The sequence below is a fragment of the Conexibacter sp. SYSU D00693 genome, from assembly GCF_017084525.1.
Classification (GTDB): Bacteria; Actinomycetota; Thermoleophilia; order Solirubrobacterales; family Solirubrobacteraceae; genus Baekduia.
In genome coordinates, this window is record NZ_CP070950.1 from 3,989,767 (window position 1) to 4,012,744 (window position 22,978).

24 protein-coding genes are annotated in these 22,978 nt (G+C 75.0%); 8 read left to right on the forward strand and 16 right to left on the reverse strand.

What is annotated here, in order from left to right; translation table 11 throughout:
* Positions 1 to 2: 2 nt before the first annotated feature.
* Both rd and JUB12_RS19710 read right to left on the reverse strand, forming a co-directional pair.
* The gene (rd, locus tag JUB12_RS19705) at positions 3 to 185 is read right to left on the reverse strand and encodes a rubredoxin (RefSeq protein ID WP_205697148.1); all 183 of its coding nucleotides are present in this window, start codon (positions 183 to 185) and stop codon (positions 3 to 5) included.
* Entirely contained in the window at positions 182 to 1,495 is a 1,314-nt protein-coding gene (locus tag JUB12_RS19710; protein WP_241004326.1) for an adenosylmethionine--8-amino-7-oxononanoate transaminase, read from the reverse strand. The genes rd and JUB12_RS19710 overlap by 4 nt, the downstream gene beginning before the upstream one ends.
* Before the next feature lie 27 nt (positions 1,496 to 1,522).
* Between JUB12_RS19710 and JUB12_RS19715 the strand changes: the two genes are divergently transcribed.
* Genes JUB12_RS19715 through JUB12_RS19725 form a run of 3 tightly spaced genes read left to right on the forward strand, consistent with a single transcriptional unit; the run spans position 1,523 to position 4,023 of the window.
* The gene (locus JUB12_RS19715) at positions 1,523 to 3,031 is read left to right on the forward strand and encodes a spermidine synthase (protein ID WP_205697149.1); all 1,509 of its coding nucleotides are present in this window, start codon (positions 1,523 to 1,525) and stop codon (positions 3,029 to 3,031) included.
* Positions 3,021 to 3,494 carry a hypothetical protein gene (locus JUB12_RS19720; RefSeq protein ID WP_205697150.1) on the forward strand — a complete coding sequence of 158 codons (474 nt, stop codon included), beginning with the start codon at positions 3,021 to 3,023 and terminating at the stop codon, positions 3,492 to 3,494. Before JUB12_RS19715 ends, JUB12_RS19720 begins: the two co-directional genes overlap by 11 nt.
* A 43-nt stretch (positions 3,495 to 3,537) precedes the next feature.
* Entirely contained in the window at positions 3,538 to 4,023 is a 486-nt protein-coding gene (locus tag JUB12_RS19725) for a VOC family protein (RefSeq protein WP_205697151.1), read from the forward strand.
* Here JUB12_RS19725 and JUB12_RS19730 read toward each other — a convergent pair.
* The 7 genes from JUB12_RS19730 to JUB12_RS19760 form a co-directional block, all read right to left on the reverse strand.
* Positions 4,020 to 4,691: a peroxiredoxin gene (locus JUB12_RS19730; protein ID WP_205697152.1), complete on the reverse strand. Its 672-nt coding sequence runs from the start codon at positions 4,689 to 4,691 to the stop codon at positions 4,020 to 4,022. The two genes, JUB12_RS19725 and JUB12_RS19730, sit on opposite strands and share 4 nt — an antisense overlap.
* 210 nt (positions 4,692 to 4,901) lie before the next feature.
* Positions 4,902 to 5,606: a dethiobiotin synthase gene (bioD, locus tag JUB12_RS19735; protein ID WP_205697153.1), complete on the reverse strand. Its 705-nt coding sequence runs from the start codon at positions 5,604 to 5,606 to the stop codon at positions 4,902 to 4,904.
* A gap of 11 nt (positions 5,607 to 5,617) precedes the next feature.
* Complete coding sequence (gene bioF, locus JUB12_RS19740) at positions 5,618 to 6,805, reverse strand: 8-amino-7-oxononanoate synthase (RefSeq protein ID WP_205699823.1); 1,188 nt, start codon at positions 6,803 to 6,805, stop codon at positions 5,618 to 5,620.
* 111 nt (positions 6,806 to 6,916) lie between these two features.
* Positions 6,917 to 8,128: a biotin synthase BioB gene (gene bioB, locus JUB12_RS19745; RefSeq protein WP_205697154.1), complete on the reverse strand. Its 1,212-nt coding sequence runs from the start codon at positions 8,126 to 8,128 to the stop codon at positions 6,917 to 6,919.
* Between the two features lie 43 nt (positions 8,129 to 8,171).
* On the reverse strand, positions 8,172 to 8,951 hold the full coding sequence (locus tag JUB12_RS19750) for an exodeoxyribonuclease III (RefSeq protein WP_205697155.1): 780 nt from the start codon (positions 8,949 to 8,951) through the stop codon (positions 8,172 to 8,174).
* A 12-nt stretch (positions 8,952 to 8,963) separates the two neighbouring features.
* Positions 8,964 to 9,359, reverse strand: coding sequence for a hypothetical protein (locus tag JUB12_RS19755; RefSeq protein ID WP_205697156.1), 396 nt, complete (start codon positions 9,357 to 9,359; stop codon positions 8,964 to 8,966).
* 66 nt (positions 9,360 to 9,425) lie between these two features.
* The gene (locus tag JUB12_RS19760; protein WP_205697157.1) at positions 9,426 to 10,517 is read right to left on the reverse strand and encodes an AI-2E family transporter; all 1,092 of its coding nucleotides are present in this window, start codon (positions 10,515 to 10,517) and stop codon (positions 9,426 to 9,428) included.
* A gap of 105 nt (positions 10,518 to 10,622) precedes the next feature.
* On the opposite strand from JUB12_RS19760, the gene JUB12_RS19765 reads away from it, so the two are divergent.
* Complete coding sequence (locus JUB12_RS19765; protein WP_205697158.1) at positions 10,623 to 12,314, forward strand: GMC oxidoreductase; 1,692 nt, start codon at positions 10,623 to 10,625, stop codon at positions 12,312 to 12,314.
* On the opposite strand, the gene JUB12_RS19770 is transcribed toward JUB12_RS19765, so the two are convergent.
* Complete coding sequence (locus tag JUB12_RS19770; RefSeq protein WP_205697159.1) at positions 12,311 to 13,099, reverse strand: enoyl-CoA hydratase/isomerase family protein; 789 nt, start codon at positions 13,097 to 13,099, stop codon at positions 12,311 to 12,313. The two genes, JUB12_RS19765 and JUB12_RS19770, sit on opposite strands and share 4 nt — an antisense overlap.
* Positions 13,100 to 13,103: 4 nt before the next feature.
* A complete protein-coding gene (locus JUB12_RS19775; protein ID WP_205697160.1) occupies positions 13,104 to 13,316 on the reverse strand; it encodes a biotin/lipoyl-binding carrier protein in 213 nt (70 codons plus the stop codon).
* Positions 13,317 to 13,373: 57 nt separating this feature from the next.
* On the opposite strand from JUB12_RS19775, the gene JUB12_RS19780 reads away from it, so the two are divergent.
* The 3 genes from JUB12_RS19780 to JUB12_RS19790 all read left to right on the forward strand — a co-directional run bounded on the left by JUB12_RS19780 (position 13,374) and on the right by JUB12_RS19790 (position 16,648).
* Positions 13,374 to 14,057, forward strand: coding sequence for a glycosyltransferase (locus JUB12_RS19780; RefSeq protein ID WP_205697161.1), 684 nt, complete (start codon positions 13,374 to 13,376; stop codon positions 14,055 to 14,057).
* Between the two features lie 329 nt (positions 14,058 to 14,386).
* The gene (glpK, locus tag JUB12_RS19785) at positions 14,387 to 15,856 is read left to right on the forward strand and encodes a glycerol kinase GlpK (RefSeq protein ID WP_205697162.1); all 1,470 of its coding nucleotides are present in this window, start codon (positions 14,387 to 14,389) and stop codon (positions 15,854 to 15,856) included.
* A gap of 12 nt (positions 15,857 to 15,868) precedes the next feature.
* Positions 15,869 to 16,648 (forward strand): 1-acyl-sn-glycerol-3-phosphate acyltransferase, encoded by a 780-nt coding sequence (locus JUB12_RS19790; RefSeq protein WP_205697163.1) that lies wholly within the window; start codon positions 15,869 to 15,871, stop codon positions 16,646 to 16,648.
* Here JUB12_RS19790 and JUB12_RS19795 read toward each other — a convergent pair.
* The gene (locus tag JUB12_RS19795) at positions 16,645 to 16,986 is read right to left on the reverse strand and encodes a GNAT family N-acetyltransferase (RefSeq protein WP_256436562.1); all 342 of its coding nucleotides are present in this window, start codon (positions 16,984 to 16,986) and stop codon (positions 16,645 to 16,647) included. The genes JUB12_RS19790 and JUB12_RS19795 overlap by 4 nt on opposite strands.
* Positions 16,987 to 17,123: 137 nt before the next feature.
* Complete coding sequence (locus tag JUB12_RS19800; protein WP_205697165.1) at positions 17,124 to 19,424, reverse strand: hypothetical protein; 2,301 nt, start codon at positions 19,422 to 19,424, stop codon at positions 17,124 to 17,126.
* A gap of 141 nt (positions 19,425 to 19,565) precedes the next feature.
* Here JUB12_RS19800 and JUB12_RS19805 point away from each other — a divergent pair, with 141 nt between their 5' ends.
* Entirely contained in the window at positions 19,566 to 20,114 is a 549-nt protein-coding gene (locus JUB12_RS19805; RefSeq protein ID WP_205697166.1) for an SDR family oxidoreductase, read from the forward strand.
* Here the strand turns inward: JUB12_RS19805 and JUB12_RS19810 are convergent.
* From JUB12_RS19810 to JUB12_RS19820, 3 genes are read right to left on the reverse strand one after another with little or no spacing between them, the layout of a single operon-like run.
* Positions 20,066 to 20,938, reverse strand: coding sequence for an alpha/beta fold hydrolase (locus tag JUB12_RS19810; RefSeq protein ID WP_205697167.1), 873 nt, complete (start codon positions 20,936 to 20,938; stop codon positions 20,066 to 20,068). The genes JUB12_RS19805 and JUB12_RS19810 overlap by 49 nt on opposite strands.
* An 11-nt stretch (positions 20,939 to 20,949) precedes the next feature.
* Positions 20,950 to 21,324 carry an ACT domain-containing protein gene (locus tag JUB12_RS19815; RefSeq protein ID WP_205697168.1) on the reverse strand — a complete coding sequence of 125 codons (375 nt, stop codon included), beginning with the start codon at positions 21,322 to 21,324 and terminating at the stop codon, positions 20,950 to 20,952.
* A 2-nt stretch (positions 21,325 to 21,326) separates the two neighbouring features.
* Positions 21,327 to 22,937: a hypothetical protein gene (locus tag JUB12_RS19820; RefSeq protein ID WP_205697169.1), complete on the reverse strand. Its 1,611-nt coding sequence runs from the start codon at positions 22,935 to 22,937 to the stop codon at positions 21,327 to 21,329.
* Positions 22,938 to 22,978 lie beyond the last annotated feature (41 nt).

Sequence of the window (22,978 nt, forward strand, 5' to 3'; positions counted from 1 at the left end):
GGCTAGTCCGCGAAGACCTCGAAGTCCTTCTTGCGGGCGCCGCAGACGGGGCAGAACCACGAGTCGGGGATGTCCTCGAACGCGGTTCCGGGCGGGATGCCGCCGTCGGGGTCACCCTCCTCAGGGTCGTAGATGAACCCGCAGGAGACGCAGATCCACTTCTGCGCCGTCGCCGTCTCGCTCATGCCCCGCAACCTACCCGCCCGGCGGCCGCGGCGGCGGTCACGGCGTCGGTGACCTGCGCCAGCTCGTCGTCGGTCGTGACGTAGGGCGGCATGACGTAGACGAGGTCGCGGAACGGCCGGATCCAGACACCGCGCTCGACGGCCGCCGCGGTCGCCGCCGGGACGTCGACCGGGCCGTCGAGCTGGACCACGCCGATGGCGCCCAGGACCCGGACGTCGGCCACGCCGTCGAGGCCGCGCGCGCCCGCGAGCCCCTCCCGCAGCCCGGCCTCGATGCGGGCGACGTCGTCCCGCCAGGCGCCGTCGAGCAGCAGGCCGGTCGACGCGAGGCCCGCTGCGCAGGCCAGCGGGTTGGCCATGAACGTCGGCCCGTGCATGAGCGCGCCGCCGTCGCCGCCCGAGATGGCCCGCGCGACGGCCGGCGTGCAGAGCGTCGCGGCCAGGGTGAGGGCCCCACCCGTCAGCGCCTTGCCGACGCACAGGACGTCGGGCGCGACGCCCGCGTGCTCGCAGGCGAACAGCGCACCGGTGCGCCCGAACCCGGTGGCGATCTCGTCCAGCACGAGCAGCAGCCCGTGGTGGTCGGCCAGCGCGCGCAGGTGGCGCACGCACGCCGGGCTGTGGAAGCGCATGCCGCCCGCGCCCTGCACGACGGGCTCGACGACGATCGCCGCCAGCTCTCCGGCGTGGCGCTCGGCCAGCGCGTCGAGCTCCGCGGCCCACGCGTCGTCCAGCGGGCTGTCGAGGCCACCCGGCGGCGGCGTCGGGCCGAAGCGGTGGACCGTCAGCGCGCCCGTGAAGAGCGAGTGCATCCCACCGACCGGGTCGCAGATCGCCATCGCCTCGAACGTGTCGCCGTGGTAGCCGCCGCGCACGGTGAGGACCTTCGTTCGGCCCTCGCCGTGCGTCGCGCGCGCCGCCTGCAGCGCCATCTTCAGCGCGACCTCGACGGCGACCGACCCGGAGTCCGCGAAGAAGACGTGCTCGAGCCCCGGCGGCGTCAGGTCGACCAGGCGCTGGGCCAGGCGGATCGCGGGCTCGTGCGTCAGGCCGCCGAACATCACGTGGGGCAGGACGTCGAGCTGCGCGTGCATCGCCGCGTCGATCGCGGGATGGCGGTGGCCGTGCAGGGCGCACCACCACGAGCTCATGGCGTCGAGCAGCTCGCGGCCGTCGGCGAGGCGCAGCCGCGTGCCCTGGGCCGCGACCACGGGCAGCTGCGTGGTCGCCGCGGGCATCGGCCCGTAGGGGTGCCAGACGTGCTCGCGATCCGCGGCGAGCAGGGCGTCCCAGTCAGGGGCCGTCGTCACGCGGGCGCACGGTACCCTCGCCCGCGGATGCCCGCCTCGGACCGCGCGATCCGGCTCATCGCGTTCGTGGTGGGGGCCTCCTCGCTGGGCGCGGAGATCGCCGCCGCCCGCCTCCTGGCGCCGTTCTTCGGCGACTCGACGGTCATCTGGGCCAACACGATCGCCACGGTCCTCGTCGCGCTGAGCGCCGGCTACGCCGTCGGCGGCCGCTGGGCCGACCGCGACCCGACGCTGCGCGGCCTGTGCCGCATCGTCCTCGCAGCGGCGGTGCTCCTCGCCGCGGTCCCCTTCGTCGCCGGGCCGTTCCTGCGCGTCTCCGTCGACGCGCTGGACAGCGTCGAGGCGGGCGCGTTCGTCGGCTCGCTCATCGGCGTGCTCGTGCTGGTCGCGACGCCGGTCTTCCTGCTGGGCATGGTCTCGCCGTTCGCGGTGCGCCTCAGCGTCGCCGCGGTCGACGAGGCGGGTCGCGTCGCGGGGCGGCTCTCGGCGATCTCGACGCTCGGGTCGCTCACCGGCACCTTCGCCAGCGCCCTGGTGCTCGTGCCGTTCCTCGGCACGCGCCGGACGTTCCTGGTCTACGCGCTGGCGCTCGCCGTCGTCGCCGTGCTCGGGCTGCGCGACCGCCGCGTCCTGCTCGCCCCCGCCGCGGTCCTCGCGCTCATCGCCCTGCCGGTCGGCACGGTCAAGGACGAGGTCGGCGACGGCGCGCGGGTCGTGTGGGAGCGCGAGACCGAGTACCAGTACGCGCGCGTCGTCGAGGCCAGCGACGGCGAGCGCACGCTCGAGCTCAACGAGGGGCAGGCGATCCACTCGATCTACCGCCCGGGACGATGGTTGACGGGCAACTACTGGGACGAGCCGCTGGTCCTCCCGTTCGCGACGCGCGCCCAGCCGCCGCGGTCGATCGCCATCCTGGGCGGCGCCGCCGGGACGGTCGCGCGCTCCTACGGGCGCTTCTTCCCGCGCACGCGCGTGGACCTCGTGGAGATCGACGGCGAGCTGCTCGAGGCCGGCAGGGAGCTCTTCGACCTGCGCGGGCCCGACCTCCACCTGCACAGCGACGACGCGCGGCCGTGGCTGCGGCGGACCGACCGCGACTTCGACGTGCTCTTCGTCGACGCCTACCGCCAGCCCTACATCCCGTTCTACCTGACCACGACGGAGTTCTTCGAGCTCTGCCAGGACCGGCTGGCGCCGGGCGGGATGGTGGTCATCAACGTCGGCCACCCGGAGGAGAGCGACGAGCTCGAGCGGGTGCTGACGCGGACGATGGGCTCGGTGTTCCGGACCGTCCTGCGCGACCCGAGCCGGCCGACCAACACGCAGCTCGTGGCGACCGACGCGCCGGCGAGCGCGGCGGGCATCGAGCGCGCGGCCGCGTCCCTGCCGCCGGACCTCGCCGCGACCGCGCGGGCGACCGCCGCGCGCCTGGCCCCCGGCCTCGACGGCGGCACCGTCTACACCGACGACAAGGCGCCGGTGGAGTGGCTCGTGGACTCGTCCATCGTCGACGTGGCGGCCGAGGGTGAGCGCTGAGCCCGAGCCCGTCGGCTTCGCGCTCGCAACGCGTCTTGCGGCCTCGCCCGACGCCGTGTGGGAGCGTGTCGCCTCCTTCGAGGGCATCAACCACGAGCTCGGCCCCTGGCTGCGGATGACGGCGCCCCGCGGCACGGAGCTGACGCCCGAGGCGGTGCCGCTCGGCCGGCGGTGGTTCCGCTCCTGGCTGCTGCTCGGCGGCGTGCTGCCGGTGGACTACGACGACCTCACGGTCTGGCGGGTCGAGCCGGGCCGGGGCTTCCACGAGCGCGGCGCGCTGGGCTCGGTGAAGGTCTGGGAGCACGAGCGCACGCTCGAGCCCGTCCCGGGAGGGACCCTGGTCGTCGACCGCCTCGCCCTCGTCCCGCGGGTGCCGGGCACCGCCCGGGTCGCGCTGGCGATCGTGCGGCTCGTCTTCCGCTGGCGCCACCACCGCCTGGCCGAGCACTTCGGGCGGCTCTGAGGGTGCAACGTGCCTGGCAGGTCCCACCTGCGACGCTTCGTGCATGGACGGCATCGACCACCTCGACCTCGTCGTCTCCGACCTCGAGCGCAGCCTCGCCTGGTACCGCGGGCTGCTCGGGCCGCTCGGGTGGATCCGCACCGCGGAGATCGAGGGCGAGCGGGGAGAGCGGGTGGTCTACCTCGGCCGGGTCGGCGGGCGTGGGTCGGTGAGCCTGCGCCAGCAGCAGTCCGACGCGCACGAGGTGCCCTACGACCGCTACGGGATCGGCCTGCACCACCTGGCGTTCGCGGCGACGTCGCGGGCGGCGGTCGACGCGACCGCGGCGTGGCTGCGCGAGCAGGGCGCGGAGGTCGAGTCCGGACCCGAGGAGAAGGGCTACACGCCCGGCTACTACGCGGTCTTCTTCCGCGACCCGGACGGGATCAAGCTCGAGGTCCTGCACCGCCCGGAGGAGGCGGACCTCATGCGGGCGGTGCAGTCCCTCGGCGAGCGCCTCGCGGCGCTCGAGCAGCGGCTGTCCGGCTAGGCCGCGGACTTCTCGGGGTCCGGGACGATCCGCAGCCAGGGGCGCGGCGCCTCGAAGCCCTCGGGGTACTTCTCCTTGGCCTGCTCGTCGCTGACCGAGCCGGCGATGATCACGTCGTCGCCGCGCTGCCACTGGGCGGGCGTGGCGACCGCGTGCTTGGCCGTGAGCTGCAGCGAGTCGAGGACGCGCAGGACCTCGTCGAAGTTGCGGCCCGTGGTCATGGGGTAGATGAGCACGAGCTTGACCTTCTTGTCGGGCCCGATGACGAAGACGTTGCGCAGCGTCGCGTTCTGGGCGGGCGTGCGCTGCGTCGGGTCGCCCTCGACGTCCTTGGGCAGCATCCCGTAGAGCTTGGACACGGTGAAGTCGTGGTCCGAGATCAGCGGGTAGTTCGGCGCGGTGCCCTGGGTCTCGCCGATGTCCTGCGCCCACGTCTCGTGGTTCTCGAGCGGGTCGACGGAGAGCCCGATGATCTTCGCGCCGCGCTTGTCGAACTCCGGCTTGATGGAGGCCATGTAGCCGAGCTCCGTCGTGCAGACGGGCGTGAAGTTCCGCGGGTGGGAGAACAGGACGGCCCAGCTGTCGCCGATCCAGTCGTGGAACTTGATGCGGCCCTCGGTGGTGTCGGCCTCGAAGTCCGGCGCGGTGTCGCCGATGGTCAGAGTCACGGTTGCGTCTCTCCTGGAGGTGGGTGGGACGTCCTCGAACGTAGCACCGAACCGCCATAACCTCTGAATGCCTCCGGGTTATGACGAGAAGTGGCGCAGGGGACAGAACGTCGCGCGCGCAGAACCCTCGAGCGGCGCCTCAGGGCCGGCGTGCCCGACGCGCCTCGCCCGGGGCACGGTCACCGCGACCCTCGACCCGGGGCCGAGAGGTCACGTAACCCCCTGGCCGAGCCAGCCGTCGACGGGCAGCTCGGCCGCTGCGGCGGCCAGGGCGGCGGGCTCGAGCGCCGTCTCCCGCAGGACGTGGACCTCGAGCCCCGTCCGCGTGGCGATCGTCGCGCGGTTCGAGCCCTCCATCGCGCTCGGCGCCGCCGGCCAGGGCGTGAGGACGACGGCCCGGACGTCGAGCCCGGCGGCCCGCGCCGCCTCGACCGTCAGCAGCGTGTGGTTGATCGTCCCGAGCCCCGCACGGGCCGCCACGACGACCGGCAGCCCCAGCGCCGCGACGAGGTCGCGGACCGTCGCGCGGTCCGAGAACGGCACGAGCAGGCCGCCGACGCCCTCGACCACGAGCGCCTCGGCGTCCTCGCCCGCCCGCCGGGCCGCGGCGACGAGGTCCTCCAGCTCGAGCGTCACGCCGGCCTGCTGCGCCGCCAGGTGCGGGGAGACCGCAGGGCCGAAGGTCGTCGCGGTCACCTCGTCGGGGCGCTGGCCGGTGCAGGCGGCCAGCAGCTCGTGGTCCAGCGGCACGCCCGGCTCGGGCTCGTCCAGGCCGGTCACGACCGGCTTGGCCGCCGCGACCCGCACCCCGCGCTCCCGGAGCGCCGCGCAGAGCGCCGCCGCCAGGACGGTCTTGCCGACGCCCGTGTCGGTCGCGGTGACGAAGAGCCCGCGTACGCCGGGAAGTCCCTGCAAACCGCGGCCTTCTAGGCCGCCTGGCGACGGTCCCAGGACCGGGGCCCGGCCGGCTGCGCGGCGGCGACCGGGACGCCGGCGCCCGGCCGGAAGCCCGCGCGCAGCGCGGCACGGCCGAGCGTCCGCGCCGCCTCGCGCAGGTCGTCCTTGGTGTGCGACGCCATGACCGCCAGGCGCAGGCGCGAGGTGCCCTCGGGGACCGTCGGAGGCCGGATCGCCTGAGCGAAGACCCCGCCCTCGATCGCCGCCTCGCAGAACGCCATGGCCTGCTCGGCGTCGCCGACCACGAGCGGCACGACCTGGGTCGTCGAGCCCGCGACCTCGAAGCCCTCGCGCGCCAGCGCGTCGCGCAGCGCGCCCGCGTTGGCCTGCAGCTGTGCCGGGCGGTCAGGCTGGGCCTCGACCAGCTCGAGGGCCGCGCAGGCGGCGGCAACCGCGGGCGGCGGCGGCGCCGTGGAGAAGATGAGCGACCGCGCGGTGTTCACCAGGAGGTCGCGCATCGCCGACGAGCACGCGGCGAACGCGCCGTAGGAGCCCAGCGCCTTGCCCAGCGTCCCGACGACGACGTCGACCTGGCCCTCGAGCCCCGCCTCGGCCACCGCGCCGCGGCCGCCCGGCCCGACGCAGCCCGTGCCGTGCGCGTCGTCGACGACCGTCCGCGCCCCGAAGCGCTGCGCGAGCTCGACGAGCTCGGTCAGGGGCGCCACGTCGCCGTCCATCGAGAACACCGAGTCGGTCACCACGACGGCCCCGCGCCCGCGGTGGCGCTCGAGCAGCCAGCCGAGGTGCTCGACGTCGCAGTGGTCGTAGACCGCGACCTCGGCGCGCGCGAGCCGGCAGCCGTCGATGATCGACGCGTGGTTGAGCGCGTCGCTGAAGACGACCGGGTCGCGGCCCGCGACCTGGGCGACCGCCCCGAGCACCCCGACGTTGGCCAGGTAGCCGGCGCCGAAGAGCACCGCCGCCTCGGTGCCCTTGAACGCCGCGAGGCGCTCCTCGAGCTTGCGGTGGACGGTCATCGTCCCGCTGACCAGGCGCGACGCGCCCGCGCCGGCGCCCCAGCGCATGGCCGCGTCGGCCGCCGCCTCGCGGACCTGCGGGTGGTCGGCCAGCCCGAGGTAGTCGTTCGAGCACAGCAGCAGGACCGGCTTGCCGTCCAGGACGACGCGCGGGCCCTGCGGCCCGCTCACGACCCGCATGCGGCGCTCGAGCCCCGCCGCGCGCAGCCGCGTGAGGTGCTCGTGGACGGCGGCGTCCACGCCGGCCCCGAGGGGCAGCGCGTCACCCGGGTCCGGCTCGGCGTCCACCGCCTAGTGCCCGAAGGGCATGCCGGTGAGCTGCGCGGGCTCCGCGGGCGGCGGCGCGCTGCCGGGCCAGCGGTTGGGCGCGCCGTCGGGCCGCGGCGGGACCTTCGTCTTCTTCTGGTAGCGCAGCGCGGTCGACGGGTCCCAGAGCGAGATCTCGATGCCCGCGGCCTCGGCCTGCTCCGGGGTGTCGAGGAAGTCGCCGATGACGTCCGGCGTCTCACCCTCGAGGACGCCCGAGCGGTTGTCGGGGCGCGGGTTGGAGCCGTTGTCCTCCCAACGCCCGACGTTCAGGCCCAGGTCGGTGAACATCTTGCGGTCGTAGTCGGGCGTCGTGCCCAGCGTGGTGAGGAAGTTGCCCATCATCACGCCGTTGAGGCCGGCCTTGACCGCCAGCGGCTGGAGCTCGCCGAGGTTCTCGACACGCCCGCCGCAGAGGCGGAACAGCGCGCGCGGGAGGATCAGCCGGAAGATGGCGATCCACTTCACCGCCTCCCACGGGTCCAGGTAGTCGCGGTCGCCGAACTTCGTGCCCGGACGCGGGTTGAGCAGGTTGATCGGCACCGAGGTCGGGTCGATCTTCGACAGCTCGAAGGCCATCTCGACGCGCTGGGCGCGCGACTCGCCGAGGTTGAGGATGCCGCCGACGCACGTCTCGAGCCCGGCCTCGCGGACCGCGTCGATCGTGCGCAGCCGGCCCTCGTAGCGGACCGTCGTCGAGACCTCGGGGTAGTAGGACTCGGCGGTCTCGACGTTGTGGTGGACGCGCTGGATGCCCGCGTCCTTCAGCGCCTTGGCCCGGGACACGCTCATGTGGCCGATCGAGGCGCAGCGCTTGAGGTTCGTGTGCTGCGCGACCAGGCGGGCGCCCTCGAGGACCTTCTCGAAGTCGCGCTTGGACAGGCCCTGGCCCTGGGTGACCATGCAGAAGCGGTGGGCGCCGGCGGCCTCGGCGGCCTTGGCGTGCTCGAGCATCTGCTCGGGCTCCATGAGCGCGTGCATCGGCGTCTCGGCCTCGGCGAAGCGCGACTGGGCGCAGAAGCCGCAGTCCTCGGCGCAGCCGCCGGACTTCGCGTTGACCAGCGAGCAGAGGTCCGTCGAGTCGCCGTGGTGCTCCTGACGCGCCTGCCACGCCCGCTCCACGAGCGCCAGGATGTCGTCGTGGTCCTCGAGCTCCCCGAGGCGATGGGCCTCCTCGGGCGTGATCAGCGGCGGCATGGCCCGGCAGCCTGCCACTCGCCGCGGATGGACGTCGTCCGGGTCACGGACGGCCGAGCTCGACGAGCACCGGCGCGTGGTCGGAGGGCTTGGAGCCCTTGCGGAAGTCGCGCAGCATCGCGTAGTCGCGGACCTCGAGCCCGCCGGCCAGGACGTAGTCGATGCGCAGCCCGAGCCCCTTGTGGAAGTGCCCGGCGCGGTAGTCCCACCAGGTGAAGAGCTGCCCGTCGGGGTCGACGTCGCGGTAGGCGTCGACGAGCCCGCCGGCGTCGAGCAGCGCCTCGAGGCGCTCGCGCTCCTGCGCGGTGACGTGCGTCGAGCCGGCGAACGCCGCCGGGTCGTAGACGTCGCGGTCGTCACGGCAGACGTTGAGGTCGCCGGCGAGCACGACGGGCTGGTCGGGGCGCGCCTCGCGCAGCGCGCGCACGCGCGCGGCCATCGCATCGAGGAACGCGAGCTTCTCGGCGAACCACGGCGAGTCGACCTCGCGGCCGTTGACGACGTAGGTCGAGATCACGCGCACGCCGTCGACCTCGGCCTCGACCCACCGCGCCTCCTCGGGGCGCGCCTCGCCCGGCAGCCCGTGGACCTCCTCGCCCCGGGCCCGGCCGGAGCGCGCCAGCACCGCCACGCCGGCCCAGCGCCCGCCGCTGTGGTGTGCGGCCTCGTACCCGGCCTCGGCGAGCTCGTCGGCGGGGAACGCCGCGGCCTCGGCCTTGGTCTCCTGGAGGCAGACGACGTCGGGCCCGACCTCCTCGAGGAGCTGGAGCACACGCGGCATCCGCGCCTTGAGGGAGTTGACGTTCCAGGTGACCAGGCGCACGCGCGCCGGACACTAGCCCGCGGGCTCCTCGCGCCGCGCGAGCGCCGCGAGCCACGCCAGGCCCGCGGTCAGGCCGGCGAGGAGCACGAGGTCCAGCGGCCCGACGCCGTCGGCGTTGGCGTCGCTGACGTCGGCGAGGTGGTTGACCGCGTGCAGCCCGAACCACAGCGCCGCGAAGGCCAGGACCGGCGCGCGCCAGCTCGGGCGCGACACGGCGGCGAGCGCGACCCCTCCGAGCGCCAGCGTGGGCGTGGCGGCGTCGCGCACGTAGTGGTCGTTGCGCGCGCCGAACGCCCCGAGGGTGTCGAAGAACGAGCCGGGGTCGACCGCCATCCACAGCCCCTGCAGGAGCTGCAGGACGCCGAGGGCCAGCAGGCCGGTCGCCACCGGGGACGAGGTGCGGGACATGGGGCGACCGTCGCCCACCCGACCGCCGCTGTCCAGGGCCGGTTGGCGGCCGGCGCGCAGGACCGCCTACTGCGGGGTCTCCGGCTCGGGCACGGGCGGCGCCGGTCCGGGTCCGGCGACGTCGCGCGCCCGCTTCACGCCCGTCCAGACCACGGCGGCCACGGGCACGGCGACCGCCGCGCCCGCGATGCCCCCGAGCACGCCCCCGCCCGTGACGGCCAGCAGCGTGGCGACGGGGTGCAGGTCGATCGAGCGGCCCACGACGACGGGGTACAGCAGGTCGCCCTCGAGCTGCTGCACCGCGGTCACGATCACGACGACGAGCACCGCGTCGACCACGCCCTCGGTCACGAGCGCCACCAGCGCGGCGACCGCACCCGCGGTCACGGCACCCACGAGCGGGACGAACGCGGCGACGAACGTGAGCACCGCCAGGGGCAGGACGAGCGGCACCCCGAGCACGGCCAGGCCGATGCCGATGAACGTCGCGTCGACCAGCGCGACGAAGATCACGCCCCGCAGGTAGCCGCCGAGCGCCGCGAGCGCGTCGTGGCCGAAGCCGTCGACCTGGCGGCGGTGGCGCTGGGGGACGAGGGACAGGATCCAGCGCCAGATCCGATCGCCGTCGTGCAGGAAGAAGAACGTCAGCACCAGCGCGATGAGGAAGCCGGCCACGACCTCCGCGGCGATCGTCGCGCCGCCGATGACCCCGCGCCCGATCCCGCCCAGGTTGTCGCGCAGCGCGTCGACCGCCTGGTCCGTGGCCCGGTCGACGTCGGCCGGGTCGATGGCCAGCGGCCCGTCGCTGAGCCACTGCGTCACCTCGTCCAGGCCCTCACGGGCGCTCGACCCGACCTGCCCGACCTCGTCGACCACCGGCGGCACGAGCAGGACGAGCGCGATGGCCAGGACCCCGAGGGTCGCCAGCATCGCGAGCCCGGCGGCCGCGGCGCTGGGCACCCCGAGCCCGTCGCGCAGGCGCCGCACCAGCGGCAGGAGGAGCGTGGTCAGCAGCAGGGCCACGAACGTCGGCAGGACCACGAGCCGCAGCCGCCACAGCGCGAGCGTCACCCCGATCGCCACGGCCGCGACGAGCAGGAGCTCGAGGCACGTCCGGGCGAGCGGGCGCAGCACGGGCTGGTCCTGGCGAGCGGCCATCGACGCAAGCCTCTACCCGCGGTCCGCGAAGTGCCACCGGGACTCGCCGGGTCGTTCACACCGAAAACGTGACGGACCCGTCACCTTCGCTGCTACGCTGACCGCATGGACACCGTGTCGAACGGCGCCTTCGACGCCGACTGGGTCGTCGTCGGCTCCGGCTTCGGCGGCAGCGTCTCCGCGCTGCGCCTGGCCGAGAAGGGCTACGACGTCACGGTGCTCGAGCAGGGCCGGCGCATCGACGAGGCCGACATGCCCAGGTCCACGTGGGACCTGCGCCGCTACTTCTTCGCCCCGTCGCTCGGCATGCGCGGCCTCCTGCGCATGAGGTTCTTCCGCGACGTCACGGTCGCGGCGGGCGCCGGGGTCGGCGGCGGGTCGCTGGGCTACGCCAACACGCTCTACGTCCCGCCCGCGCGCTTCTTCGAGGACCCGCAGTGGGCCGACCTCGGCGACTGGGAGCGCGACCTCGCCCCGCACTACGCCGAGGCCGAGCGGATGCTCGGGGTCGTCGACTACGACGAGGACGACCCGGCCGACGCGCTGCTCCAGCGCCTGGGCGAGCACCTCGAGGTCTCGGGGACCTGGAAGCGCGCCCGCGTCGGGGTCTTCCTCGGCGAGGCGGGCACGACCGTCGCCGATCCCTACTTCGGCGGCGACGGGCCGGCCCGCACCGGCTGCACGCGCTGCGGGCGCTGCATGGTCGGCTGCCCCGTCGGCGCGAAGAACACGCTGCGCAAGAACTACCTGTGGTTCGCCGAGCGCCTCGGCGTCGACGTCCGCCCCGACGCGCAGGTCGTCGAGGTCCGCCCGCTCGGCGCTGCCGACGGCTCCGACGGCTACGCGGTGACCTACCGGCGCCCCGGCCTGCTGGGCCGCCGCCGCACCACCACGCTGCACGCCCGCGGCGTCGTCCTGGCCGGCGGGGCGCTGGGCACGAACGAGCTGCTCCAGCGCTGCCGGCTGGACGGCGCGCTGCCGCGCGTCTCGCCCCGCCTCGGCGAGCTCGTGCGCACGAACTCGGAGGCCATCCTCGGCGTCACGGTGCCGGAGGGGACCCTCGGCGACCTCACCCACCGCGTCGCCATCACCTCCTCGATCTACCCCGACCCCGACACGCACATCGAGACGGTGACCTACGGCCACGCGGGCGGCGCGATGAAGGCGCTGTTCACCGTCCTGGTCGGCAAGGGCACGCGCACCACGCGACCGCTGAAGTGGCTGGCCGCCATGGCCCGCCACCCGCGCCGGACCATGCGCTTCCTGACCATGCGGGGCTGGTCGCGCAACACGATCATCGTCCTGGTCATGCAGACGCTCGACAACGCCATCGCGCTGCGGGCCACCCGCACGCGCTTCGGCCGCCTGCGCCTGCAGACCGAGCAGGACCCCGAGCGTCCGAACCCGACGTTCATCCCGGTCGCCAACCAGGCGGCGGAGTGGATGGCCGAGCAGACCGGCGGCATCGCCCAGAGCTCGATCATGGAAGCCGTCGCCGACATCCCGTCGACGGCCCACATCCTCGGCGGCGCCGTCATCGCGCGCTCGCCGCAGGAGGGCGTGGTCGACCGCCACCAGCGGGTCTTCGGCTACCACGACCTGCTCGTCTGCGACGGCTCGGCGGTGCCGGCCAACCCGGGCGTCAACCCGTCGCTGACCATCACGGCGCTGGCCGAGCACGCCATGAGCCACGTGCCGCCCAAGGGCATCCCGGCGTCGCTGCTCGACGTGCTCGGGCCGGCCGACGTCGTCGCGGCGGTCGAGCCGGAGCCCGAGCCGCCGCTCGCCACGGCCTAGCGGCCCTGCCAGTCGGCGGGGCGCCGCTCGCCGAAGGCGCGCACGCCCTCGCGGAAGTCCTCGGAGGCGAAGCACGCGCGGCGCAGCGCGATGAGCTGCTCCTCGACCTCCGTCGTCAGCTCGCCCTGGGCGGCCAGCAGCTCGCGGATGACGCGCTTGTTGCCCGAGAGCGACAACGGGGCGTTGGCCACGAGCTCGCCCGCCAGCGCCAGCGCCGCGGACTCCACCTCGTCGGGGGCGACGACCTCGGTCACGAGCGCCCACTCGTGCGCCTCGCGGGCGTCGACGTAGCGCCCGCGCAGGAACAGCTCGCGGGTGCGTGGCACGCCGACGGTGTCGATGAACCGCCGCAGCCCGGTGTGCGAGTAGACGAGGCCGAGCCTGGCCGGCGGCATGCCGAGCCTGATGCCGTCGCCGGCGACGCGGAAGTCGCAGGTGACCGCCAGCTCGAGCCCGCCGCCGATCGTGTGGCCCGTGAGCGCGGCGACGGTCGGGACGTCGCAGGCCTCGAGCGCGTCGAGCGCCGCGGTGAACGGGTGGGCCACGAGCTTCTCGGCCTCGACCTCGAAGACGTCGTCGGGGATGTCGCCGATGTCGTAGCCGCTGGAGAACTGCCCGTCGGCGCCCTGGAGCACGACGACGCGCGCGCGGCGCTCGACGCCGTCGAGCGCCTGCGCGATCCCGTCGAGGATCGCGTGGTCCAGCGCGCCGCGCTTGGCGGGGTTGGCGATCGTGAGCCGGAGGACCCCCTCCGCCGGCTCGTCGACCCGGAGCTCGCCCGGCAACCAGCTAGTCCAGGCGCACGAGGACGTCGCCCTCGTTGACCGCCTGGCCCTCCTCGCAGAGGATCTCCTTGACGGTGCCCTCGTCCTCGGCCTCGACCGGCATCTCCATCTTCATGGACTCGAGGATGACGACCGTGTCGCCCTCGGAGATCGTGTCGCCGACCTCGCACTCGATCTTCCACACGGTGCCCGTGATGTGGGCCTCGACGTCCGGCATGGGCGCTCCTCCTGAGGGGCAGCTCGTGAGCAGGGGCCTGGCACCCTAGTCCTCCACATGGACGTCGTGGTGCTCGTGACCGCCTTCGAGGAGGGACCGCGTCTGCCCGCCACCCTCGAGGCGCTGCGCGGGGCGTTCCCGGGCGCCCACGTGGTGGTCGCCGACGACGCGTCGACCGACAGCACGCCCGACGCGGCGCGGGCCGGCGGCGCCGAGCTCGTGCGCGCCGAGCGCAACCTCGGCAAGGGCGGGATCGCCACGCTGGCCGCCCAGCGCCTCCTGCCGCTCGTGCGCGTCGAGGACCCGCCGGTGGTCCTGCTGTGCGACGGCGACCTCGGCGCCAGCGCCGTCGAGCTCGTCCCGCTCGTGGACGCCGTGCGCCGCGGCGACGCGGACCTCGCCGTGGCGGTCTTCGCGCGGAAGGTCGGCGGCGGGTTCGGCGTCGCCGTCGGCGCCGCCCACGACGCGATCCTCGAGGCCACGGGCCTGGACCTGCGTGCGCCCATCTCCGGCCAGCGGGCGCTGCGCGGCGACGCCCTCGAGCGCCTGCTGCCCTTCGCGCCGCGCTTCGGCATGGAGGTCGGGATGACGATCGACGCCCACCGCGCCGGCCTGCGCATCGCCGAGGTGGAGCTCGACCTCGCCCACCGGGCGACCGGCCGGACGCTGCGGGGCTTCTGGCACCGCCTGCGCCAGCTGCGCGACATCCGCGCGGCCGCCCGCGCGCGCGAGGGCTGCTAGGGGCTGTCCGACCGACCTCGACCGTCGGGCGGTCGGGACGGGGAGAACTTCCGACCGGCGGGCGATCCCGCGGGCCGCGGCCGTGGCGCAGACTGTCGCCACGTGATCAGCAGCGGAACAGCACACCAGGCCTCCTCCGTCTCCTCCTGCGACGAACGGCCTGCTGCTCCGTCTGGTCATCCCGCCGGAACGGCCTGACCCACTGGGCCGGCGGGGGAGAGGAGAGGCGCTGGGGCCGAGGGGCTCCGCCGCGGGACGGGACAGCCCGCGGCGGAGTGGCCCCGGCGGCCTCCTCTCACACGCGCGCGCGGCGTGCGTAGGCTGCGCCGATGCTCCTGGCGCTCGACGAGGGCACGACCGGCGTCACGGCGCTGGTCTTCGACACCGAGGGCGAGCTGGTGGGCCGCGGCTACCGCGAGTTCACCCAGCACTTCCCGCGGCCCGGCTGGGTCGAGCACGACGCGAACGAGGTCTGGGAGACCACGCACGCCGTGGCCGGCGAGGCGCTCGAGGACGCGGGCGTCGTGGAGGGGGAGCTGCTGGCCGTCGGCATCACCAACCAGCGCGAGACGGTCTGCGCCTGGGACCCGTCGACGGGCGAGCCCCTCCATCGGGCGCTGGTCTGGCAGGACCGCCGCACGGCGGACCGCTGCGCGCAGCTGCGCACGGCCGGGCACGAGTCGATGGTGCGCACCCGCACCGGCCTCGTCCTCGACCCGTACTTCTCCGGCACGAAGGTCGAGTGGCTGCTGCGCAACGTCGACGGCCTCGAGCAGCGCGCCCGGGAGGGCCGCGCGGTCTTCGGGACGATGGACTCGTGGCTGGTCTTCAAGCTCTGCGGCGAGCATGTGACCGACACGACCAACGCGTCGCGGACCCTGCTCTTCGACATCGGCCGCTGCGTGTGGGACGAGGAGCTGTGCGACCTGCTCGGGGTGCCGGTCCGGGCGCTGCCCGAGGTGCGGCCCTCCATCGGCGAGTTCGGCCGCACGAGGCCCGAGGCGCTGCACGGCCACGCCGTCCCGGTCTCCGGGATCGCGGGCGACCAGCAGGCCGCGCTCTACGGCCAGGCCTGCCTGGACCCCGGCCAGGGCAAGAACACCTACGGCACGGGCTCCTTCGTCCTGCTCAACAGCGGCGTGCACCCGCCGACCGCGCCGCCCGGCCTGCTGACGACCGTCGCCTGGGGCATCGGCCAGCGCACGCAGTACGCCCTGGAGGCGTCGATCTTCGTCACCGGGGCGGCGGTGCAGTGGCTGCGCGACGGCCTCGGGATCATCGAGCAGGCCTCCGACACCGAGCCGCTCGCCGCGTCGCTCGCGTCCAACGACGGCGTGTACTTCGTCCCGGCGCTCACCGGGCTGGGCTCGCCGCACTGGGACCCGCACGCGCGCGGGACGATCGTCGGGCTCACCCGCGGCGCGGGCAGGGCGCATCTGGCTCGCGCGACGCTCGAGGCCATCGCCTACCAGACGCTCGACGCGGTCCGCGCGATGGAGGCGGCCAGCGGGCAGCCGCTCGTCGAGCTGCGCGCCGACGGCGGCGCGTCGGTCAACCGCTGGCTCATGCAGTTCCAGGCCGACGTGCTCGGCGTGCCGGTCGTCGTGCCCGAGGTGAGCGAGACGACGGCGCTCGGCGCGGCCTTCCTCGCGGGGGTCGGCTGCGGGGCGTGGACGCAGGACCAGGTGAGCCGCGTCTGGCGGGAGAAGAGCCGCTACGAGCCGGTCATGGGCGACGACGAGCGCGAGGTCCTGGTCGCCGGCTGGCGTGACGCGCTGACACGCGCGAAGGCCGGGTAGGATCGCCTCCGCATGGCGGAGGAGCTGGCACCGATGAAGGCGCAGGTCTACAAGGACCCGCGGCCCAAGGAGTACTTCGACCGGTTCCACGAGCGCTCGCGCACGCGCGAGCCCGACCCGATGTACGAGCTCGTCCACATGACGACGTTCGCGTACGCCACGACGGTCTTCCGCGCCCGCTGCATCGGCTCGGACAACGTGCCGTTGTCGGGCCCGGTGATCCTCGCGCCCAACCACTTCTCGTTCATGGACCACTTCTTCGCCGGGGCGTTCATCCGGCGCAAGGTGCGCTTCATGGCCAAGTCGCAGATGTTCAAGCCGCCGCTGCAGTTCGTCTACACGCACGGCGGCGTCTTCCCGGTGCGCCGCGGCCACCGCGACGAGGACGCGTTCCTCACCGCCGAGACGATCCTCGAGCGCGACGGCCTGATCTGCATGTACTGCGAGGGCGGGCGCTCGCGCTCGGGCAAGCTCGCCGAGCAGGCCAAGCCGGGCATCGGACGCCTGGCGCTGCGCACCGGCGCGACGGTCGTCCCGGTCGCGATCCACGGCTCCTCGAAGGTGCGCAACTGGAAGCGCCTCGAGTTCCCGAAGGTCACCGTCCAGTACGGCGAGCCCTTCCGCTACGAGCGCCTCGAGGACCCGACGCGCGAGCAGTCCCAGCTCGTGGCCAACGAGGTCTTCAGCGAGATCCGCGGCCTCTACGCCCAGCTCGACGCGCTCGGGCGCGCGGGCGTGCGCTCGCGCGTGCGCGCGGAGCGCCGGGCCAAGCGGCGCGCCGCGACGGCCTAGTCCAGGTCCTCGGCCACGAGGCCGAACAGGAGGCCGTCGTGCCACTGGCCGTCGCGCCACCAGGCGCGCCGGCGGACGCCGTCCAGGCGGAAGCCCGCGGCGAGGAACGTGCGGCGGGCCGCCTCGTTGGAGCCGTAGCTCTCGGCCTGGAGGCGGTGCAGCGGGCCGTCGCGCAGCAGCGCGTCGGCGAGGGCGCGCAGGGCAGCGACGGCGATGCCGCGGCGGGCGAGCGACGGGTCGACCATGACGGTGCGCACGTCGGCCAGCCGGCTGTGCTCGCTGACGAGGACGACGCGCAGGGCGCCCGCGAGGCGGCCGTCCACCTCGATCACGCGCACCTCTCCGGCGTCGAGCGCCGTGGCGAGGCCGTCGGCGCTGCGCGGCGCGAGGTGCGGCTCGACGGCGGCGTGGCGGGCCAGCGCCTCGAGCGCCGGGAGGTCCCCGGCGCCCGCGGCGCGCAGCGTGACCGGCGGGGTCAGCGCCGGACGTCCTCGCAGTCGGCGGCCACGACGTCCTGCACGTCGGCGAAGACGACGTCGTTGCCGGGCCCGCAGGCGATGCGGTCGGTGCCGCCGGCCACGGCCTGGATGCGGTCGTCGCCCTCGCCGCCGTCGACCACGTCGTCGTCGAGGTTGCCGTTGAGCGTGTCGTTGCCCGGCCCGCCGTTGAGCGTGTCCCGGCCGCGGTCGCCCGTCAGGTCGTCGTCGCCCTCGTTGCCCAGGACGACGTCGTCGTCGTGGCGGCCGTGGAGCTCGTCGTTGCCGGCGCCGCCGTGGAGCTCGTCGTTGCCGTTCTCGCCGTCGACGTAGTCGTCGCCGCCGTTGCCGAAGAGCACGTCGTTGCCGTCGGAGCCGAACAGCGAGTCGATGGCCTCGGTGCCCACGAGCGTGTCGTTGCCGGCGGTGCCGAAGACGTTGTTCGAGGTCGGCGGGGCGTCGGTCGAGGGCTCGGCCGGGACGGGCACGACCTTCTCGCAGCTCTTGAGGCTGTCGCGCGTCGGGGCGTCCTGCTCCACGTAGGCGGTGTCGCGGCCGGTGCCGCAGTCGACGGTGTCGGCGTCGCCGTCGGCCACGCGGACCTCGTCGTTGCCGCTGCCGGCGTTGACGCGGTCGGCACCGGGCCCGGCGACGATCGTGTCGGCGCCGTCGGAGCCGCTGACCTCGTCGTCGCCGGAGCCGGCGTCGACGGTGTCGTTGCCGGCGGAGCCGTAGATGCGGTCGCGCCCGGCGTCGCCCCGGACGTTGTCGTCGCCGTCGCGGCCGTAGAGGCGGTCGCCCGCGGTGCCGCCGTCGATCGTGTCGTTGCCGGGGCCGCCGTCGACCATCTCGGAGCCGGGGCCGCCGAGGAGCGTGTCGTCGCCCTCGCCGCCGTCGATCTCGGCGTCGCTGCCGCGGTTGCCGTCGATGAAGTCGGCGCCCGGGCCACCGTCGAGGAGCTTGTCGTTGCCCAGGCCGGCCTCGACGATGCGGTCGTCGCCCAGGCCGCCGAGGATCGTGTCGTCCCCGTCGCCGCCGTCGAGGGCGTCGTTGCCGTCGCCGCCGTCGAGCTTGTCGTTGCCGGTGCCGCCGTTGGCGCCGTCGTCGCCGGCGCCGCCGGCGATCTGGTCGTCGCCGGCCTCGGTGCTGGCGAAGTCGTTCCCGTCGCCGCCGTCGGCGACGTCGTTGCCCGAGCTGGCGAAGAGGCGGTCGTTGCCGGCGCCGCCGCGCAGGACGTCGTTGTCGCGGCCGCCGCTGAGCAGGTCGTCGCCGCCGAGGCCCTCGAGGAGGTCGGCCAGGCGCGTGCCGCGCAGCTCGTCGTTGCCCTCGGTGCCGCGCTGGAGGGCGAGGCCGCCCTGGACGACCGCGGCGACGGGCCGGGCGCCGCGCTTCACGCTGCGGGCGCTGAGGCGCTTGAAGGAGAGCCCGGAGAGGACCGAGAGGCTGCCGGCGCCCTCGTCGGCGACGTAGATCCGGGTGCCGTCGCCGGAGACGGCCGGGTGGCCGGGCCCGCGCCCGGCGGCGACGCGGGCGACCGTGCGGCCCGTGGCGAGGTCGACGACGGCGGTCACGCGCGAGCGGCTCGACGCGGCGCCGATGACCGCGCGGCGCCCGTCGCCGGTGAGCGCGATGCCGCCGCCGGGACCCTGGCGCAGGCGGGCGATGCCGCGCAGCCGGCCGCTGGCGGTGTCGAGGCTCACCAGGCGCGCGCCCTTGCTCTTGGTGATGGACGGCAGGTAGGCGACCTGGCCGCTGGCGCCGAACGTGATGCTGCTGGCGCCGGCGAGCTGGCGGCGCTTGACGCTGGCGGTGGCGACGTCGACGACGCCGACGCGCTTGCCGTCGAGGACCGCGACGGCCTTGCGCCCGTCGGCGGAGACCGCGAGCGCCCGCGGCGTGCTCGACCCGAGGCGGATCGAGCGCAGGAGCTGGAGGCTGGCGGCGTCGATGACGTCGAGCGCGCCCCGCCGGGTGGCGAGGAGGCGGCTGCCGTCGGCGGTGATGGCCAGCGCGGTCAGCGTCCCGGGCCGGTCGGCGCGCCCGGCGACGCGCCGGCCGTCGAGGTCGACGGCGACGACCGAGCGGCCCGCGGCGACGAACCCCCGTCGCCCGTCGGGCGTGACCGCCACGGCGCGCGTCCGCCCGCCCACCGGCACCCGGGCCTCGACCTTGCCGGTCGAGACGCCGACGAGCGTGGCGTTGCCGTCGCCGGCGGCGACGAGGACGACCCGCGCCTCGGCGGCGGCCGGGAGCACCGCGGTGGCGGCGAGCGAGCACAGGAGGGCAGAGCGCAGGCGCATCACGTCCACAACACCACCACGACGCCGGAGGTTGCGCCTCGGGGTGCTCCCTGATCCCGGCAGGTGGAAGGTGCCAGGCACCTTCCACGACACGGGCGGTGGAACGTGCCAGGTACGTCCCATGCTCGGTACGGTGGCGCGGTGCTGCGGCCGGGGGTCCTGGAGGGCGTGCGCGTGGTCGTCGCGGGCGGCGGCGCGGGCGTGCGGTCGCGGTGCGCGGACCTGGGTGCGCAGGCGGTGGCGCTGGAGGCCGACCTGCTCGACGAGGCGGCGGTCGCGGCGGCGATCGGCGGGCTCGGGCGCATCGACGTCCTCGTCTGCGCCGGCGGCGACCTGTTCGCGGCCGCGGGCGGCGGCCTGGCCGGGCTGCGCCACGCCGTGGACGCGTCGTGGAACGCCGTGCGCGCCGTGGTGAACGCCGGGTGGACCGGGGACGAGCCGGGTGGGAAGGTCGTGCTCGTCGCGCCGGCGCACGGCGAGCACGCGAGCGCCGTCGGCGCCGCGCTCGAGAACACCGCGCGGACGACCTCGGTCGAGTGGGCGCGCTTCGGCATCCGCGTGAGCGCCGTGCGGCCGGGGCCCCACGCCACGCCGGACCAGGTGGACGAGCTCGTCGCGGTCCTCGCGTCGCCCGCCGGCGACTACGTCTCGGGGACGGCGATCTCGCCGGGGACGCTGTCCCTCGCCTGAGCCAGGTGCGCGCGCACGCCGCGCACGAAGGCGTCGCTGACCATCACGCCGTAGTGGTTCTCGGCCACCTCGAGGACCTGGAGCTGCGCGGCCGCCGCCTGCAGCCCGTCGCGCTCGATCTCCGGCACGAGCAGGCCGCCCCCGAGCGGGACGGTGCAGCGCACGAGCAGTGACGGCATGGTGAGCGCGGGCCACCGCGCGCGGTGGTCGTCGTGGGCGGCCTCGAGGTCCTCGAGCGCCGCGGCCTTGCTCGTCCGCGCGCGCCAGCGGCCGTCGTCGCCCTGCGCGAGCTCGTAGGCGAAGTAGGTCTCCCACAGCGCGTGCCACGGCGTCACCGCGCCGACGGCGCGGATCGCCTCGACGTACTGCGCCGGGTCGTCGACCACCGCGTCGAGGCGGTCCAGCCCCGCCCGGACCGCGACCACGGCGTCCTCCTCCATGGCACCCGCGGCGTCGACGAGGACGGCGCCCGTGAGGCGCTGGCGGGCGGCGTGGGCGACCTCCAGCGTGATCAGCGCGCCCATCGACCAGCCGACGAGCGCGAAGCGCTGGTGGCCGAGGGCGTCGGCCGCGGCCAGGACGTCGGCGGCGTGCGACGGCAGGCCGTAGGTGCCGGGACCGGTGTCGGGCGAGGCGCCGCGGCCGCGCAGGTCCAGCGCGACGACCTGGTGGCCGTCCTCGACGAGCGCCGGCGCGAGGAGGTCGAACGCGTGGTGGTTGGCCGACAGCCCGTGGACGGCGAGCACCAGCGGCGCCGATGGGTCGCCGTGACGCACGGCGTGCAGGCGGCCGGCGGGCAGATGGAGGTCGAGCTCCTCGGGCATCGCGGCCGACCCTACGCGGCGACGTCGTGCCCGTCAGCCCGCAGCGCCGCGACGGCGTCGTCCAGCCGCGCCTCGCCGACCAGGATCCAGTCCGTGTCGAACGTGGAGATGGCGAAGATCGGGATCTCGGCCCGGGCCAGCGGCGCGGTCAGCGCCGCGAGGACGCCCGTGAGCGAGAAGTCCATCGGCCCGGCCACGCGCAGCACCCGCCACCCCGCCTCGACCTTCGCGCCCTCCGGGGCATGCACCTCCGGGACGACGACCGACAGCTCCTCGCGCGTGCGCGCGACGCACGCCAGCTCGACACCCGGGGGCAGGGCCGGCACCGGCGCGTCGGGCGCCAGGCGGCAGACCGCCCAGCGCCCGTCGAGCAGCGCCAGCTCCATGCTCAGCAGCCGACGCCGGTGACGTCGCCGCTCTGCAGGACCTGGCTGCCCGTGCGGTCGCGGAAGGCGTAGGCCGAGCAGTGGTAGAAGCTCAGCAGCGGGTCGCGCTGCAGGGTGACGGGCGACCAGCGCCCGACCGCCGTCGGCTCGAGGTAGGTGAAGGACGTCGCGAGCAGCGGGTCCTCGCCCGCCGGCGCGGCCTGGCGGCGCTTGGCCTTCGTGCTCCTCCCGGCCTTCCTCGCCTTGCGCGCCGCCCGCTTCTTGGCCTTCTTCGTCGCGACGGTCGGCAGCGCGACGCCCTCGTGCTTGACGTAGCGGTCCAGCCACCGCTGCACGTAGACGCTCGTGAGCGCCTGGCCGTAGCGGCTGGCCGGCAGCGCGAGCGGGATGTCCGTGTACTCGAGGTGCGTCGAGGCCCGCGGGACGACGAGCATCGCGTCGACCCCCGCCTTCTGCCACGCGTCGAAGCCCGTCGCGCGCTCGCGCCGCGGGTCGGGGGCCTTGGACGGGTCGTTGAGGCCCGGCAGCAGCCCGGAGCCGTTGAGGAAGTAGGGCTGGACCGTGAAGCCGTACTCGGACTGGACCGCCAGCGCAGGCACCGTCGGCTTGACGCCCTTGCCGTCCAGCGGCCCGCTCGCCCCCGGACCGCTGAGCTTGTCCAGCGCGACGACCGCCGCGACGCGGTCGTCCGTCCCCTGCACCCGCGACACCGCGGCGGCGCCGAGCGAGTGGCCGACGATCGCCAGCCGCGTCGTGCGCCCCGGCGTGGCGGGGTGCGGGTCGGGGCTGCGGTCCCACAGGCGCCAGTACGGGTTGAACGCGTTGACGTCGGCGCTGCCCCTGGCCTTGCTGACGTACGGCGCGTCGGGCGTCGAGACGAAGAAGTCCATCGCGTCGACGGTGCCCTTCGTGAAGTTCGCGATCTGCTGGAACGGGACGCCCGGGCAGCCGTTCATCTCCTCCTCCTCGGGCGGGGCGAAGGGGTTGCAGAACGGCAGGTCGCCGGAGGGATGGGGCAGCGTCTCGCTCGTCCCCTGGCCCTGGACGTCGTAGGTCAGGACGACGTACCCGCGCTCGGCGAGGTCCTGCGCCAGCCACCAGTACATCCGCTCGGAGCCCTGGACGGAGCCCGTCGTGAGGACGACGCCCGGGTACGGGGGCTCGAGCGCCGCGCCGGTGTAGGGGTCCTTCGCGCCCGGGAGCGGGGCGAAGACGTCGCCGCGGATGAGCGCGCCGTAGCGGTTGGTGTAGGCGACGCGCTGGCGGATGCCGCGCTTGCCCGCCCAGCCGCGGCGCAGCGGGTTGCCGACGTTCCATCCGGGGACGACCATCGCCGGGGTGAGGACCGGCCGCGTCGGCGTGGCCGCCTGCTCGGCGAGCTGGGAGAGGTTGACGTCGGTGCCCTCGGCGACGAGCGCCGGCAGGTAGTTCGGGTTCTGCAGCTGGCCGCCCTGGCCGATGATGCGGCCGTAGGCGTCCGTGACGTTCTGCAGGTCGCGCGCGAGGAACTCGGGGCTGCCCGGCGGCGGGCCCGCCGCCACGGCGGGGGCCGCGATCGCGATCGACAACGCGGCGCCGGCGAGCGCCACGGCCTTCCTCCCGAGAGACCCCATCGGAACGTGACCGTACCGACGGAGCTCTCGGAAGGCGCCGG

Excerpts from the sequence above, each read along its gene's own strand:
- rd (WP_205697148.1), bottom strand. The coding sequence starts at position 185 with ATGAGCGAGACGGCGACGGCGCAGAAGTGGATCTGCGTCTCCTGCGGG.
- JUB12_RS19715 (WP_205697149.1), top strand. The coding sequence starts at position 1,523 with ATGCCCGCCTCGGACCGCGCGATCCGGCTCATCGCGTTCGTGGTGGGG.
- JUB12_RS19725 (WP_205697151.1), top strand. The coding sequence starts at position 3,538 with ATGGACGGCATCGACCACCTCGACCTCGTCGTCTCCGACCTCGAGCGC.
- bioF (WP_205699823.1), bottom strand. The coding sequence starts at position 6,805 with ATGCGGGTCGTGAGCGGGCCGCAGGGCCCGCGCGTCGTCCTGGACGGC.
- bioB (WP_205697154.1), bottom strand. The coding sequence starts at position 8,128 with ATGCCGCCGCTGATCACGCCCGAGGAGGCCCATCGCCTCGGGGAGCTC.
- JUB12_RS19755 (WP_205697156.1), bottom strand. The coding sequence starts at position 9,359 with ATGTCCCGCACCTCGTCCCCGGTGGCGACCGGCCTGCTGGCCCTCGGC.
- JUB12_RS19760 (WP_205697157.1), bottom strand. The coding sequence starts at position 10,517 with ATGGCCGCTCGCCAGGACCAGCCCGTGCTGCGCCCGCTCGCCCGGACG.
- JUB12_RS19765 (WP_205697158.1), top strand. The coding sequence starts at position 10,623 with ATGGACACCGTGTCGAACGGCGCCTTCGACGCCGACTGGGTCGTCGTC.
- JUB12_RS19775 (WP_205697160.1), bottom strand. The coding sequence starts at position 13,316 with ATGCCGGACGTCGAGGCCCACATCACGGGCACCGTGTGGAAGATCGAG.
- JUB12_RS19780 (WP_205697161.1), top strand. The coding sequence starts at position 13,374 with ATGGACGTCGTGGTGCTCGTGACCGCCTTCGAGGAGGGACCGCGTCTG.
- glpK (WP_205697162.1), top strand. The coding sequence starts at position 14,387 with ATGCTCCTGGCGCTCGACGAGGGCACGACCGGCGTCACGGCGCTGGTC.
- JUB12_RS19790 (WP_205697163.1), top strand. The coding sequence starts at position 15,869 with ATGGCGGAGGAGCTGGCACCGATGAAGGCGCAGGTCTACAAGGACCCG.
- JUB12_RS19800 (WP_205697165.1), bottom strand. The coding sequence starts at position 19,424 with ATGCGCCTGCGCTCTGCCCTCCTGTGCTCGCTCGCCGCCACCGCGGTG.
- JUB12_RS19810 (WP_205697167.1), bottom strand. The coding sequence starts at position 20,938 with ATGCCCGAGGAGCTCGACCTCCATCTGCCCGCCGGCCGCCTGCACGCC.
- JUB12_RS19815 (WP_205697168.1), bottom strand. The coding sequence starts at position 21,324 with ATGGAGCTGGCGCTGCTCGACGGGCGCTGGGCGGTCTGCCGCCTGGCG.
- JUB12_RS19820 (WP_205697169.1), bottom strand. The coding sequence starts at position 22,937 with ATGGGGTCTCTCGGGAGGAAGGCCGTGGCGCTCGCCGGCGCCGCGTTG.